This is a genomic window from Marinospirillum minutulum DSM 6287, assembly GCF_000422325.1.
Lineage (GTDB): Bacteria > Pseudomonadota > Gammaproteobacteria > Pseudomonadales > Halomonadaceae > Marinospirillum > Marinospirillum minutulum.
The window spans coordinates 713150-727420 of the sequence record NZ_KE383818.1; the positions used below are offsets into that span (position 1 = coordinate 713150).

Below are 14271 nucleotides of genomic sequence, written 5' to 3' on the forward strand. Positions count from 1 at the left end.
GATATAACCATGACACCTATTAACACAGAAGAATCCCCTAGGGAGCAGGCTGTACTCAGTTGCCAAGCACTGAACAAAACTTATACCGAAGGCCCGCAAAAAGTACAGGTGTTAGCCAACATTAACTTTGAAATTTTTTCAGGCGACAGACTAGCCATCATTGGCAGTTCAGGTTCGGGTAAAACCACCCTACTAAATATGCTAGGAGGGCTAGATTTACCCACTAGCGGCAGCGTAAAACTGGCAGGAAAAGACTATGCCCAGCTAAACCAAAAACAACGTGGCCAACTAAGAAACCAACACCTGGGTTTTGTCTACCAATTTCACCACCTACTAGCCGAGTTTAGCGCCCTAGAAAACGCAGCTATGCCACTTTTAATTGCCGGTAAAAGCATGAAGCAAGCCAAAGCCCAAGCTTTAGAACTGCTTAAAAAAGTGAATATGGAAAAAAGAGCCGAACACAAACCAGCCGAGCTTTCAGGTGGCGAAAGGCAAAGAGTCGCCCTAGCCAGAGCCCTAGTTACTAACCCTAGCTGCGTCTTATTAGATGAACCCACAGGAAATTTAGATCAGCAAACAGCCGCTCAGGTACAAGCGTTAATTAGGGAACTAGCAGAAAATTCAGGAACGGCTTTTGTAATAGTGACCCACGATATAGAACTAGCAGAGCAGCAAAACCGCGTTTTACGCCTAGACCAAGGCCAGCTATTAGCCGTTTAATCGTCTGGGTTATTTTTTTTAGGAGAAGAGGGCAGCAAACGACTTGACTGCCTTCTATTCCAACTTTGCGAAACATGCCAGCGCCACAACAACCTCACCGCCACATTAGCAACCAGGGCAAAGCTAGCACCCAAAATGACACAGCCCAACAACAAAGGCGGCCAAACCTGATTAAAATGGGTCAGAATCCAATCTAAGGTACCATCACTTGAATGCCGAGAAATAGGCAGGTTCAATAACCAAGCCCCCAAGCGATAGCTGGCAAAAAACATAGGAGGCATGGTTAAAGGGTTACTCACCCAAACTAAACCAACTGAAATAGGCAAATTAACCCGCAACAAACCCGCAAAAAACGCCGCCACCAGCATTTGCATAGGAAGGGGCATAAAAGCAACAAACAAACCTAAACTAAACGCACCCGAAACACTGGTACGGGTTAAAGTCCACAAGCCAGGGTCAGCCAAGTGGGATGCCATAAAGCCTAAAGACTTTTGCGCCCGAATTTTTTCAGGCTTAGGCATAAAGCGTTTTATAAGTTTGCGAGGCATGATCTATCCCAAGTCTCCCCCTAAAAAGTGCGCGTATAGTAGCCCAAAATAGCTCGTATAGAAATGAAACTAATGCCCTATAAATTTTCACTTCTAGCAGGAGGGTTATTGGTTGGCATTTTAACAGCACTTTATTTAAGTCAATGGCCACCAACCGAAGCTTTGACCCTTCTACTGCTAATCAGTTTAAGTCTAGTCAAGCGCCAATATTTTTTTATAGGTGCAGCAGTTTTTGGCTATTGCTGGCTAATTCTTTTTTTAGCTTGGCGAATGGACACTGCCCCCTCAACCACCCAACCCAGCAGTTATAACAGCTTAATAAGCGGTGAAATAACCCCAAGCCATGCAACCGCCATTCAAATAGGAACAACACGCCTTAACTGGTATGCCAAAACCCCAGAGGGTAAAAACCAAGCCTTACCCCAGCAGGGTGAATACTGGCAGCTAGAAGCTAGACTGCGCCCCTTGCGTAGCCTACAAAACTTTGGTCAGGCAGATTCAACCGGCAGAAAACTAGCCGCAGGGCAGCTAGCCGGTGGTTATGTACCCAGAAAAGCCCAAATAAAACGCCTAAAAAAAGCCAACCCCCTTAACCAATGGCGCAATAAACTTGTTAGCCAAATAGAAAACCAACCTGTAGAAACACAAAGAGGCTGGCGTTTTTTAGTTGCCCTAGGTTTGGGTGCAAAGCAACAACTAACCCAAGAAGATTGGCAACTTCTACAACAAACTGGAACCCTACACCTTTGGGTGGTATCGGGTTTACATTTAGGCCTATTAGCTGGCCTAGTATTATGGCTAGCAGCAAAATACCACTGGCCACCAGCCCTAGCTTTACCCTTAGCCGCTAGCCTTGCTCTGGGTTATGCGCAACTAGCAGGTTGGGGGCTAGCCGCAGAAAGGTCTGCCCTTATGTTACTGCTAGGCTTATTAATGCTTAGCGGCTGGCGCAAACTCGGTGTTTGGTTAGCCTACAGCCTAGCCCTGATTATTTTACTGCTAGCCAACCCTTTAATAGTCTTAAGCAAAGGGTTTTGGCTTTCTTTTGCAGCGGTTGCCATTTTAATAGCGGATTTTTATGGTAAAACAGTAAGTAAAGGCTTACTAACCTTAATAAAAGTCCAGTTATTGCTACTTCTAGCTTTTACGCCCTTTTTAGTTTGGCAAGGCGGCTGGTTTACCCTTTTATCCCTACCCATTAACCTAGTCTTAGTACCCTTGGTGGGTCTGTTTTTACTACCAGCTACCCTTATTGGTTTAGTGTTTAGCAGCCTAAACTTTTACCTGCCGTTAGAGTTATTAGCCAGCCTATTCAACTTCATTGCTAAGGGGTTAGAACAAGCCAGCCAGTTTAAGCAACTTAGCACGGCTAATATGTATCAACCCGCTTACTTAGGCTTAGGTTTATTAGCCCTTTTACCAGCAGGAATTCACCTAAGGCATTGGGCTTGGCTAGGTTTATTCCTAGCTTTTTTACCCCAGCAAAGTAATTCCACAAAAGAAGGCTGGCAGGTAAGAGTGCTCGATGTAGGGCAGGGTACAGCGGTGCTAGTAGAAAGCCAGCTTGCAGGAAAAACCGAGCGTTTGCTTTATGATACAGGGCGCAGCTATAACTCAGGCTGGGCAGCAGTGCTACCCGCCTTAAAACCTTGGCTAACACCCAGCAAAGCACCCAAGGGAATAAATCAGTTAGTAATAAGCCACGATGACCAAGACCACGCCGGTGGGCTGCAAGCAATAAAAGAACATTGGCAGGTACAACAAGAATACAGCGCCCAACAACACAACTGCTATGCAGGACAAAACTGGCAACTGGGGCAGTTGCAGGTATTTGCACTCTGGCCACCCAAGCCACCTTTAACAGAGCAGAAAACCAAAGCAGACAATAAAGACTCTTGCGTACTACTCATTAAAGAAGAGCACCAAGGCAGCATAATTAGCCTGCTACTTACCGGTGATGCAGACCTAACCGCAGAAGCTTTTTACAGCCAAAGCCTGCCACAACTTCTCACCAACCAACAAGGCCAACAGCAGCCACTCACCCTTTTAATAACCGGCCACCACGGCAGCAAAACCTCCACCGGACTACCTCTACTACAAGCCACCACACCACAATATGCAGTGCATACCAACGGCTGGCGCAACAGCTACGGCCATCCTCATATAAGCGTGGTACAAAAATTAAGGCAAGCCCAAGTAATGCAATACAGCACCGCAGCCCACGGCGCAGTGCATTTTGATATGCGAAAAAAAGAAGTGAACTACAAAAACCAACAACCACCGTTATGGCAGGGGTTGGGGTACAAACCTTAAAATTAATTGTTTGATTAGCCACAAATTCATCTGTGTAATCAGTGGCTTAAATTCTTTAAGAGTCTATTAGTTTACGATCAATTTTGCGTTGGTCTTTTATTTTCTTGTAGAAGTTTTCATGCGACCCAAGTTGAAGTAGGTAAATTTCTAGCTTAGTTTCCACCCAAGAATAACCTAAACGAGCCAATTGATTGCTCAGCTTAAACTTATGAACTCTAAGGTAAGCTAAATCGCCCTTTTTCTGCTCACCTATTTTTGGGTTTTTAATAATTTCATCTATTTCATCTTCAACAGTTTTGAGTAAAGCTTCTGACAACTTGCTAATTGCCTTTTCAAACCACCGAGACTCATAAACATCAATCTTTTTTTGTTCTTCTAACATAAGGCTTAGTTAATCCTTGTTTGACTTCTTCCGCTGCTAATAAAGACTCACGCACAAACTCGTAAGATAAGTCAGGATTATCAATCATTATCTGCCCAATTTTTTCCCAATATTCTATTTGTTTAGGCAAAGAACGACTTTCCGCTTCTGCATAAACTCTAGCATTGGCAACAAACTCATTATTTAGTCTTACGCTAACGGCCATGGTTTTTCCCTTGATCTCACTATTTAAACAAGACTCAGAAGGTGTTTTGCAACAAATTGTTGCATTTAGCAATCTTTTGCTTGAGTTTCTTGATTAGCAAATCGTCTAGGTGTACAGTTTATTACCTATTAAGTAACCTAATGTAGACCTTGATGACTAAATCTGAGCAACTCCTCTCTGTATTTTCTAACACTGTAAAAGCTGGTGGTGGTATTCACACTACAGCCGAGTTAGCTTTTATGATGGGTGAAAAGCAAACTTCTGCTTTCACCAAGTTTCTAGCTGTTTGTGTAAAAAAAGGGGTGCTACGCAGGGTTGCAAAAGGGATATTTGAAAGCACACTGACACCACCTGACCCGACTACGGCAATTTATAAAATAATAAAAAAGCTACGCAGCCAAGTGCTAAGCTACATTAGCTTAGAAAGCCAGCTCAGCTCTACTGGTGAAATTTCGCAACTGCTTATGGACAGAGTAACGGTTGTAACCAAAGGTCGAAGCGGCACCTTCACCACTCCTTATGGTGTTATTGAGTTTACCCATACCAAAAAGTCGGTGCATAAAATTGCGCCTAACCTGTACTTTGATAGCGAAATAAAAATGTACCGAGCCAACACAGCACAAGCAATACAAGACTTAAAAGACTGTAATAGAAACTTGCAAATGCTGGAGAAAAGTGATGCTTAAAAACCACTTACAAAATATAGTAAAGGCTAACCCAGACTATGCACCCATAACACCCGTTATTGAAAAAGAAATTCTTCATCACGATATTTTAGATGCTATGGTTAAACACGGTGCTATCCAGACGCTTACCTTTATAGGCGGAACCTCACTTCGTTTATGCTACAACAGCTCTCGCCTATCAGAAGACTTAGATTTTAATGGTGGTCACAACTTTAAACCCGCAGACTTTAATGGTTTAGACACTGATATTCAGCAGTACCTACAAAATAAATACGAAACTGAAGTAGGGGTGAGAAAGCCAAAAGAGGATAAGCAAGGAAACACCTCATCTTGGAAAATAAGTGTAGAAAAAGAAGCTAACCGCCCTGATTTGCCACGCCAAAAAATGCACATTGATGTTTGCTCTATTCCATCTTTTGCTATTGAAAAAAGAGCACTTATTAATCACTACAACCTAGTTTTACCCACTGAAGGTATGTTGATATCTGTTCAGTCCTTAAAAGAAACTTTGGCCGACAAGTTTATAGCTGTTGTTTATCGTGGTAATCGTATTAAGCCACGAGACTTGTGGGACCTAGTTTGGATAAAGCAAAGAGGCGTTGGTTTAAGCATTGAACTTATTGAAAGCAAGCTGGATGCAAGAAAAAAGACTAACAGTGATTTTAAAGAAGCCCTAGCAAGTCAGCTAAATAAGCTAGAAAAAGATGATAAGGTACGACAAGACTTCACCAAAGAAATGAGCCGTTTTGTTCCAATGCACATAAAAGAGAGAACCATCGACAACCCAGACTATTGGGCGTATTTGCAAGCTGAAATAATTAGCCTAGCAAAACCATTAATAAGCTTAAGCGAACCAAAAAAACCATTTGATATGGGGCTTTAACTGCTAAACTCTACTTTTAATTTTCTACCAAGGCTACCCAAGTGTTTGAATTTATAAAAGCGGGCGGTTGGCTAATGCTGCCACTATTACTCAGCTCCATTCTTGCCCTAGCCATTATCCTAGAGCGCCTCTGGGTACTGCGTACTAACCGCATACTTCCCCAGGCTATACAGCGCATAGAACAAGCAGGCATAAGCCGCGCAAGCCAAGGTGCACAAAGAATTCGCGAAGCCATGCAAGCCGCTGGCGCTCATGAAGTTCACCAGCTAGAAAAACACCTTAGCCCACTGGGTACCATTGCCAGTATTACCCCCTTATTAGGTTTACTCGGTACAGTGGTTGGTATGATTGATGTTTTCCAACAGCTAGACTTAGCCGCAGGCAACGCCCAACAATTAGCGGGGGGGATTTCCCTAGCACTAATTACCACCGCCACAGGTTTAAGCATTGCCATACCCAGCGTTGTAATGCACCGCTACTTTATAAGAAGGGTAGGGGACTTAGTGGTTATTTTAGAAACCCAAGCCCAAAAAACACTAGACCAACTTGCACCAGGCACAGAACTATGCAATTTAAGCGTCAATCCTTAGGCCGTGTTAACCTAGCTAATTATGACTAATCTAAAAAACCACCTGAAGCGTGTTCAAGTAAATGGCTTTAAGTCTATCGCTGACTTAGATTTAAAAATGAACCCAATCAACATTCTTATTGGTGCCAATGGTTCAGGGAAATCCAACTTTATTTCTCTGTTTTCATTTTTACGGCACTTATCTGAAGGCAAGCTGCAAACCTATATTGAAAAAAATGGTTTTGCTAATACCTTTTTCCACTTTGGCGCTAAAAAAACAGAAGTTATAAGTCTAAAATTAGACGTGGGTGATAACGGATACCATGTTGACTTTGTTCATGGTGTGGCAAACGATACCTTAGTTTTTCAGCAAGAGTTTTGTACTTTTACTGGCTCACTAAAAGCGTTTCAAATAAAAGGAAAACTGGGTGAAAGTGGTTTATTGCCAGACGGTGAAGCAGATAGCGTTCATGTAAGAAAATACACCCGAGAATATCTAAGTCAATGCCGTGTTTATCATTTTCACGACACCAGTCCAACAGCTGCATTCAAACAAGCACAAAAACTTAGTTTAAACACCTATCTACTGAATGATGCTGCTAACTTAGGCCCATTTTTATACCTACTTAAGCAAAGTTACCCAGCCAACTATCAAGAAATACTTGCAGCTATACAAACTGTTGCACCATTTTTTCACGATTTCTACCTAGTGCCACAAGGGCAAAAAGGTGATGAATCAATATTATTGCGCTGGATGCACCGCGATCATGATACTCCATTCTCTGCTAACCAGCTCTCAGATGGTACAGCCCGTTTTATCTGCTTAGCTACACTATTTTTACAGCCAGAAGAGTTAAGACCTAACACAATTGTTTTAGACGAACCTGAGCTTGGCTTACACCCAGCAGCATTAGAAGTGCTGGCAGAAATAATAGAGGTTACCGCTAAAAAAACACAGGTCATTTGTTCAACTCAGTCCGTTACTTTTGCTAACTTCTTTGAGCCAAAAAGTTTTATTGTAGTTGACCAAAAAAAGGGTGTATCCAAATTTGCTAGGCTTGAGAAAGATCAGTTACAAGAATGGTTAGAAGACTACGGTATGGGTGACTTATGGATGAAAAACCTAATTGGAGGGCGGCCAGAATGGTAAGAATAGGCATTTCTGTTGAAGGTACAACCGAAGAACGCTTTGTGGAAATGGTTCTGTCGCCCTACCTAGTTCAAAAGCAAATTTATGTAACACCTATCTCAATGGGTGGTGACGTTAAGTTAGATAGAGTAAAAAGCGAGCTAAAAAAAATGGCTAATAGTTTTGACTATGTAACTACTTTTTATGATTTTTACGGTTTCAAAGGTAAGCTACAAGAAGATACAAAAGGCTCACTAGAACAAAAAATGTTTAATCATGCACATAAAAGTATTCAAGCCAAGCTTGTGCCTTATGTGCAAATGTATGAGTTTGAAGGGCTACTTTTTACCAGTCCAACAGCAATGCACGCATCTCTTAATCAATTAAACTCAGATGCAGATGTTGAAAGCTGGGCTAGCGAAATATTAAGCCAGTTTGGACATGACCCAGAAAAAATAAATGACTCACCACAAACTGCACCCTCTAAACGCTTAGAAAACAATACTAACTACCGAAAAACCACACATGGTCCTAATATCGCTAAACAAATTGGAATAGCGCAGCTAAGAGAAAAGTGTGAAGGATTTGATCAATGGTTAGATAGCTTAGAAGCACTAGAAAATAATCAGCACTTATAGACTTGTCCGTGTTTCATCCGTGTAGTCCGTGGCTAAAAGCTTTAACCCAGAGTACCAACAACTATGCAATTTAAGCGTCAATCCTTAGAGCCTGCCGATGTAAACATAACGCCACTTATCGACGTGGTGTTTTTGCTATTAATCTTTTTTATGGTTAGCACCACCTTTCCCAACCAGCAAATCAGCCTAAACCTACCCACGGCAAGTACAGCAGAACCCCAGCGCGACCCTCTGCCGCAGGTTAGCGTGCTTAGTTTATTTGCCGATGGGCGTATCCTATTCAATGAACAAGAACAAACCAGCCTTAAAGCCCTAGAAGCCGAGCTAGCCCAACAACCAGCGCTAGAAGCCTTGTTAATTCAAGCTGAAAGTACCACCGAACACCAGCAGCTTGTTTCAGCGCTAGACTTAGCAAGACGGCTAGGAGTCGAAAAGGTTAGACTAGCCACCCAACCGCTATAAATTCAGCAACAGACAATAAGAGATACCAGTGAACCAACCAACCAGCAAAACACCAGCCAAGGGCATACAAGCTTACTTACGTTTATTAGCCTACGTTCGCCTCTATTGGGGTGCATTTATTCTTAGTGTTATTGGTTACGCAATTTACGCTGGCTCCAGCACCGCCTTTGCTCAGGTAATGAAGCTGCTAATCGATTCCATACAAGAAGGCATGAATGAAAAGCGCCTATTTTTTCCCTTATTAGTGGTAGGAATATTTGTTTTACGAGGGGTAGGTACTTTTTTAGGCACTTATTTTATGAGCTATGTCGCCAGACAACTAGTGCACTACCTAAGGCTAGATTTATTCAAACGCTTTTTAGTTTTACCCGCCCGCTTTTACGACCAGCATTCCACCGGTCATCTAGTTTCACGCCTCACCTTTAATGTAGAACAAGTCACTGGCGCAGCCACCAATGCGGTTACCGTGCTACTAAGGGAAGGGCTTTTAGTTATTGGTTTAATGGGCTATTTATTATGGGTGAACTGGAAGCTAGCCCTGGTTTTTGTTGCGGTTTCGCCCATCATCGGTTTAGTGGTTAGCTACGCTAGCAAACGTTTTCGTAAAATAAGCCACCGCATACAAAACTCCATGGGCGATGTAACCCACGTTGCCTCAGAAACCCTACAAGGCTACCGAGTAGTGCGTAGCTTTGGCGGCAAAGATTTTGAGTTTCAACGCTTTGTAAAAGCCAGCCAATACAACCGCACCCAAGCCATGAAAATGGCACTCACCAAAGCCATTAGCACCCCAGTAGTGCAAACAATCGTTGCCCTAGCCTTGGGTATTTTAGTTTGGTTAGCCCTATCGCCAAATTTAATGGGCGAAATGACCCCAGGTGAATTTATTGCCTTTCTAACCGCCGCCTCTTTAATGGCCAAACCCCTGCGCCAACTCACCGAAATTAACAACACCATTCAACAAGGCCTAGCTGCCGCGATGGATGTGTTTAACTACCTAGATGCGCCAGAAGAAGAAGACCAAGGCACCAAAACCCTTGAACGTACCAAAGGAGAAGTTAGCTTTAACAAGGTTAGCTTTCGCTATAGTGAAGACTCACCCCTAGCGCTAAATAAAATAAACTTCACAGCCCAAGCGGGTGAAATGATTGCGCTGGTAGGCCGTTCAGGGGGTGGTAAATCAACCCTAGCCAGCCTAATTCCACGTTTTTACAACGCTACCGAAGGGGAAGTGCTGCTAGATGGAATTCCCATAACAGAACTCACCCTAGCCAGCCTGCGCGAACAAATTGCCCTAGTAACCCAGCAGGTAACCCTTTTTAACGACACCCTAGCCGCAAATATCGCCTATGGCATAAAAAACCCCAACCCCCAAGCCATAGAAGCCGCTGCAAAAGCCGCCTATGTAATGGATTTTGCAGAAAAACTACCCCAAGGTTTAAATACCCTAGTGGGTGATAACGGTGTACTTTTTTCTGGTGGTCAGCGCCAAAGAATTGCCATAGCCCGAGCAATAATGAAAGACGCACCCATTTTAATTTTAGATGAAGCCACTTCAGCCCTAGATACCGAATCAGAACGCTATATTCAGCAAGCTTTGCAAGAAGTAACCAAAAATCGCACCACCTTTGTAATCGCACACCGCCTTTCAACCATAGAACAGGCCGACCGCATTCTAGTGATTGATAAAGGTGAAATAGTTGAAGAGGGCAGTCATCAAGCGCTATTAGCTAAAAACGGTGCCTATGCACAATTACACCAAATGCAATTTCATGAACAGGTCACTAATCTGTAATGAACAAACTACAAGCCTGGGTAGAAAAACATTGGTATGCCACTGAACCCGGTGGCTTAAAATGGTTATTACCCTTAGAAAAACTCTACCTAAAGCTTTTTAATCGCCACCAACAAGCCTACAAAAGCGGTAAAAAAACCAGCCATCATCCAGGTGTGCCAGTCATAATAGTGGGCAATATTCATGTAGGCGGTAGCGGCAAATCCCCCCTAGTTGCTGCCCTAGCTAAACACTTTGCTGGCCTAGGTTATAAGCCGGGCATTGTTAGCAGAGGTTATGGCGGCAAAGCCAAACACTACCCACAGCGAGTTACCAGCTATAGCAACCCTAAAGAAGTTGGGGACGAACCCCTAATGCTAGCCCAGCAAACCAAACTGCCCCTAGCAGTAGACCCTAACCGAGCCACCGCCGCTAATTTATTAGTAAAAGAAGAAGGTTGCGATTTAATTATTGCCGACGATGGGCTGCAACACCTAGGTTTAGCTAGAGATATAGAGCTAGTCGTAATTGATGGTGCTAGAGGCATGGGTAATGGTCATTGCCTACCTGTTGGGCCATTACGTGAACCACGTCACAGATTAAGTGAAGTAGATTGGGTAGTTTGCCAAACCCAAACCTTGCCACTGAATTTACCACTAAAAAATACCCAGCAAAGTTACACCTTAGAATTTTCAGGCTGGCGCAGGGGCGACGGTCACTGGCAAAAAGACTGCCCCTTTAAAGCAGGTGAAGCCATTAACGCCCTAGCAGCCATAGGTAACCCACAAAGGTTTTTTAAACAGCTAGAAGAACTGAACCTAAAAGTAACCGGCTACCCCCTAGCAGACCATGCAGAGCTAAACCAACAGCATTTAACCGCTTTCGACCAAAAGCCACTAGTCATGACCGCCAAAGATGCCGTAAAGTTACAAGAATGGATGAACGAAAAGCACTGGATAGCAGAAGTAACCGCAAATTTGCACCCAGAATTTCTCTGCCAGTTACAAGAAGAAGTTGCAGATATTTACAAAAGTTATGTAAACTCAACTGGCAGTACACATAAAAAATAACAGGCTACCGCCGAGGAACTACCATGAAAAACCTACTTAAACCCAGCCGCCTTGCCCTAGCGGTAGCAGCAATAGCGCTACCCTTAACTGCTACAGCTAACCAATCACTTAACGCTGCAGGCTACTCAGGCACTATTGGTGGCGTAATAAATGAAGGCAGCGTTCATTCCAGCAGCTTTAACCCAGCCGGTAACAACCTATTAGTTAATAAAACCGACAAATTTCGTTTTGGCTATTTAGGTAACCTAGGTGGTTACTTTGAAATTGGTGAATCAGACGACCTAGATAAAAAAGTTGATGGTTTGGTTGATGATATGGATGCAGTTGACAGCTTTTCAAATCAAAGCTCTAAAAACCACCTGGCCGCACGCTACCCAACGATTAATGCTAATTCACCAACCGCCGAAGCCGACTATTACGAAGCCATAGCCAAAAAAGCCAACACGGAAATTATTGCCGACCTAGAAAAAGGCGGGCAATTTAGAGCGGGTGGGCAACTGCAAGTACCACTAACGCCCTTCTTAATTCGTAGCAATTCAGCACGTGGTACTTTTAGTATTAATGCTGCTGCCAGTACTCAAATAAAAGGTGCTTTCCTGAGCGGTCCTTTAGGAGTTAAAACAACTTTTAAAACGACTAATAATCAAGACCTAGGCTCATTAGACATCGATTTAGTCAAGGCAGCAGGTGCATATAAAGATATTGAAACGATTGTAGATGGTAGCGATACAACAGCAAACAAAATTGCAGACATAAAGGCAAAGCTACTAGCTAGTGGCATTTTGACTGAACAAAATAAAACAGTAATTGAAGACCTACAAAACAACCCAACAAAGCTTAACTCTATAGACACTAGTAAAACAGAGTCGACTATTACTACTGACTCAGGCCTAGACATTAAAGCTGCAGTTGTTACGCACTTAGGCTTTGGTTATGGCACTAACCTAACCAACTGGTTAGAGCTAAATGATAAACACGGTCAGTTAGAAGCAGGTGTGCGTTTAAATATCTACAATGTAGAAGCGGGGCGTAACTTTGTTTCACTGCAAGCAGAAGCTAATGATAACAATGAAGATAGTGATACAAGTGACAAGCTTACCGAAGATTTCTTAGACAATACAACAACCACGACAGGTGTAGGTCTAGACTTAGGCTTCTTATGGCACAGTGATAACTACCAAGCAGGTATCACCTTCTACAACCTAAATGAACCCAGCTTTGACTACCCAGACCTAAATACCTACCTAAGTAAAACCGATGGTACACTAACCGCACTACAGGGTTTAGAAGCCGCAGGCAAAACTAAAGTAGCTGACTCAGTAAAACTAACCCGCCATGCTGTAATAGAAGGCGCTTATTACACAGATAACCGCAACTGGATGATTCAAGGTGCTTACACCCTAGGCACAGCCACCAACTTTGTGGGTGATGAATTCCAAAACCTACACCTTTCAGCTGGCTACTACCCTAAGTCTGCTTGGTTACCAGGTTTGCGTTTTGGTTATAGCCAAAACATGAAAGGTGCTGAATTAAGCAAAATACACGCAGGCGCTACTTTGTTTGGTATCATGCACCTCGATGTTGCGGTATCACCTGATACATCAAGCTTTGATGACTCAGACTACCCACGCTATGTAGCTTTCAGCCTAGGCTTTGAAGAAAAGTTCTAAGCTAAGCGTTTTACACTAGGAAAACTAGAGCACACAACTAAAGTGTGCTCTTTTTTGTAAAAGTAATTGTCTAGGTACAGCAACCTTTATGAACACCCCGCAAATTCGTGATGCACAATTCCAACAGCACCAACACTATGATGATGAAATCTCCTTGGTCGACCTAGCCAAAACCCTAATAAAACGCCGCTGGTGGGTTATAGGTACAGGTTTTGTAGTAGTAGCCCTAGCCCTAGCTTTTGCCTTAGTTAACCGAACTGGCCCAGCTTATAACTACATAAGTATTTATGAACTAGCAGAAAAAAACTCAGCAGAAAAGCTAGAAACCACTAGCAGTGTGTTAGAAAAAATTAACAGCATGCATTGGCCTAGTTATCGCCGCAACTATATGCAAGAAAAAGGACTAAAAGGTTTTGGTGAACTACCTTTTACATTCGAAGTAACTAACCCAACTGGTACTAACCTTATTCTTTTAAAATCAGTTGTATTAGAAGCTGAAAAAAATGAAGCCAAACAGCTACATCAAGCACTTTTAAATGAAGTGATAGCAGACCAAGATGCAGCATTTAAGCGTGAAACAACTAAGTTAACTAAGCAAATAACCCTAATTAAAAGCTTGTTAGAAGACTTAGCTAAAAACAGCAATCAATCTACAGCGCAAGAACAGCAGATAGCTACCCAAACACAAAGGCTGTTTGAATTAGAAGATGCGCTTATTGAATTAAAAGAAGGCAAGCTAATTCAGCTTTCAGCACAAGATGAAAGAGCAAAACTTAAAAAGCTAAGCGGCTCACTGGTATTGGCTTTAGGTATAGTGCTAGGTGGAATATTAGGTATTATGGCAGCCTTTTTTGCAGAGTTTGCCAGCCAGGTTCGTAAAAGCCTTCAAGAAGAAACAGAATAACTATTACCACCAAGCATTATTAAAAATCTAAGCAACACCGCCCCGAGGACTGGCCTAAAACCTCCGGGCGGTAGCGTGTCTAATTTGTGATTAATTAATAACTATCATCAGCAGAAACCCAATGAAAATTCTTGTTACTGGCGGCGCAGGCTTTATTGGCTCTGCGGTTATTCGCCATATTATTAACAACACCCAAGACAGTGTTGTGAACCTAGACAAACTCACCTATGCAGGCAATTTAGAAAACCTACTAGAAGAAGGGCGGGTTGGCACGGACTAATTTTTGTTAGACTGCTTGTATGTATTGTGCTTAAGTCAT

15 protein-coding genes and 1 pseudogene are annotated in these 14271 nt (G+C 42.8%); 13 read left to right on the plus strand and 3 right to left on the minus strand.

The features are described from left to right. Window positions 1–9 precede the first annotated feature (9 nt). On the plus strand, window positions 10–720 hold the full coding sequence (gene lolD, locus H571_RS0112945; RefSeq protein WP_036218241.1) for a lipoprotein-releasing ABC transporter ATP-binding protein LolD: 711 nt from the start codon (window positions 10–12) through the stop codon (window positions 718–720). Here the strand turns inward: lolD and H571_RS15250 are convergent. Next, complete coding sequence (locus tag H571_RS15250) at window positions 717–1268, minus strand: DUF2062 domain-containing protein (protein ID WP_051168342.1); 552 nt, start codon at window positions 1266–1268, stop codon at window positions 717–719. The genes lolD and H571_RS15250 overlap by 4 nt on opposite strands. 72 nt (window positions 1269–1340) lie before the next feature. Between H571_RS15250 and H571_RS0112955 the strand changes: the two genes are divergently transcribed. After that, window positions 1341–3581, plus strand: coding sequence for a DNA internalization-related competence protein ComEC/Rec2 (locus H571_RS0112955; protein WP_169445779.1), 2241 nt, complete (start codon window positions 1341–1343; stop codon window positions 3579–3581). A gap of 55 nt (window positions 3582–3636) precedes the next feature. Here the strand turns inward: H571_RS0112955 and H571_RS0112960 are convergent, their stop codons facing one another. After that, a complete protein-coding gene (locus H571_RS0112960) occupies window positions 3637–3963 on the minus strand; it encodes a type II toxin-antitoxin system RelE/ParE family toxin (RefSeq protein ID WP_027849680.1) in 327 nt (108 codons plus the stop codon). Further along, on the minus strand, window positions 3938–4168 hold the full coding sequence (locus tag H571_RS0112965; protein ID WP_027849681.1) for a TA system antitoxin ParD family protein: 231 nt from the start codon (window positions 4166–4168) through the stop codon (window positions 3938–3940). The genes H571_RS0112960 and H571_RS0112965 overlap by 26 nt, the downstream gene beginning before the upstream one ends. Window positions 4169–4320: 152 nt before the next feature. On the opposite strand from H571_RS0112965, the gene abiEi reads away from it, so the two are divergent. The 11 genes and pseudogenes from abiEi to H571_RS15865 form a co-directional block, all read left to right on the plus strand. Next, window positions 4321–4854, plus strand: a complete 534-nt coding sequence (gene abiEi / locus H571_RS0112975) for a type IV toxin-antitoxin system AbiEi family antitoxin (protein WP_027849682.1) — start codon at window positions 4321–4323, stop codon at window positions 4852–4854. Then, entirely contained in the window at window positions 4847–5737 is an 891-nt protein-coding gene (locus tag H571_RS0112980; protein WP_027849683.1) for a nucleotidyl transferase AbiEii/AbiGii toxin family protein, read from the plus strand. The genes abiEi and H571_RS0112980 overlap by 8 nt, the downstream gene beginning before the upstream one ends. A gap of 41 nt (window positions 5738–5778) precedes the next feature. Beyond that, window positions 5779–6327: a MotA/TolQ/ExbB proton channel family protein gene (locus H571_RS0112985; protein WP_027849684.1), complete on the plus strand. Its 549-nt coding sequence runs from the start codon at window positions 5779–5781 to the stop codon at window positions 6325–6327. 21 nt (window positions 6328–6348) lie between these two features. Further along, window positions 6349–7455, plus strand: coding sequence for an AAA family ATPase (locus H571_RS0112990; RefSeq protein ID WP_027849685.1), 1107 nt, complete (start codon window positions 6349–6351; stop codon window positions 7453–7455). Then, window positions 7449–8072 (plus strand): DUF4276 family protein, encoded by a 624-nt coding sequence (locus H571_RS0112995; protein ID WP_027849686.1) that lies wholly within the window; start codon window positions 7449–7451, stop codon window positions 8070–8072. The genes H571_RS0112990 and H571_RS0112995 overlap by 7 nt, the downstream gene beginning before the upstream one ends. 63 nt (window positions 8073–8135) lie before the next feature. Next, window positions 8136–8534: an ExbD/TolR family protein gene (locus tag H571_RS0113000; RefSeq protein WP_027849687.1), complete on the plus strand. Its 399-nt coding sequence runs from the start codon at window positions 8136–8138 to the stop codon at window positions 8532–8534. A 28-nt stretch (window positions 8535–8562) separates the two neighbouring features. After that, entirely contained in the window at window positions 8563–10329 is a 1767-nt protein-coding gene (gene msbA, locus H571_RS0113005) for a lipid A export permease/ATP-binding protein MsbA (protein ID WP_084482848.1), read from the plus strand. Next, a complete protein-coding gene (gene lpxK / locus H571_RS15255; RefSeq protein ID WP_051168343.1) occupies window positions 10329–11378 on the plus strand; it encodes a tetraacyldisaccharide 4'-kinase in 1050 nt (349 codons plus the stop codon). The genes msbA and lpxK overlap by 1 nt, the downstream gene beginning before the upstream one ends. A 23-nt stretch (window positions 11379–11401) precedes the next feature. After that, window positions 11402–13048 (plus strand): conjugal transfer protein TraF, encoded by a 1647-nt coding sequence (gene traF, locus H571_RS0113015; RefSeq protein WP_027849689.1) that lies wholly within the window; start codon window positions 11402–11404, stop codon window positions 13046–13048. 88 nt (window positions 13049–13136) lie between these two features. Then, window positions 13137–13952: a GumC domain-containing protein gene (locus tag H571_RS0113020; protein ID WP_027849690.1), complete on the plus strand. Its 816-nt coding sequence runs from the start codon at window positions 13137–13139 to the stop codon at window positions 13950–13952. 121 nt (window positions 13953–14073) lie between these two features. Continuing rightward, a pseudogene (locus tag H571_RS15865) lies at window positions 14074–14205 on the plus strand (NAD-dependent epimerase/dehydratase family protein); the annotation flags it as partial. Window positions 14206–14271 lie beyond the last annotated feature (66 nt).

Coding starts and splice junctions, on each gene's coding strand:
- lolD (WP_036218241.1), top strand. CDS start 10: ATGACACCTATTAACACAGAAGAATCCCCTAGGGAGCAGGCTGTACTC.
- H571_RS15250 (WP_051168342.1), bottom strand. CDS start 1,268: ATGCCTCGCAAACTTATAAAACGCTTTATGCCTAAGCCTGAAAAAATT.
- H571_RS0112955 (WP_169445779.1), top strand. CDS start 1,341: ATGCCCTATAAATTTTCACTTCTAGCAGGAGGGTTATTGGTTGGCATT.
- H571_RS0112960 (WP_027849680.1), bottom strand. CDS start 3,963: ATGTTAGAAGAACAAAAAAAGATTGATGTTTATGAGTCTCGGTGGTTT.
- H571_RS0112965 (WP_027849681.1), bottom strand. CDS start 4,168: ATGGCCGTTAGCGTAAGACTAAATAATGAGTTTGTTGCCAATGCTAGA.
- abiEi (WP_027849682.1), top strand. CDS start 4,321: ATGACTAAATCTGAGCAACTCCTCTCTGTATTTTCTAACACTGTAAAA.
- H571_RS0112980 (WP_027849683.1), top strand. CDS start 4,847: ATGCTTAAAAACCACTTACAAAATATAGTAAAGGCTAACCCAGACTAT.
- H571_RS0112990 (WP_027849685.1), top strand. CDS start 6,349: ATGACTAATCTAAAAAACCACCTGAAGCGTGTTCAAGTAAATGGCTTT.
- H571_RS0112995 (WP_027849686.1), top strand. CDS start 7,449: ATGGTAAGAATAGGCATTTCTGTTGAAGGTACAACCGAAGAACGCTTT.
- H571_RS0113000 (WP_027849687.1), top strand. CDS start 8,136: ATGCAATTTAAGCGTCAATCCTTAGAGCCTGCCGATGTAAACATAACG.
- lpxK (WP_051168343.1), top strand. CDS start 10,329: ATGAACAAACTACAAGCCTGGGTAGAAAAACATTGGTATGCCACTGAA.
- traF (WP_027849689.1), top strand. CDS start 11,402: ATGAAAAACCTACTTAAACCCAGCCGCCTTGCCCTAGCGGTAGCAGCA.
- H571_RS0113020 (WP_027849690.1), top strand. CDS start 13,137: ATGAACACCCCGCAAATTCGTGATGCACAATTCCAACAGCACCAACAC.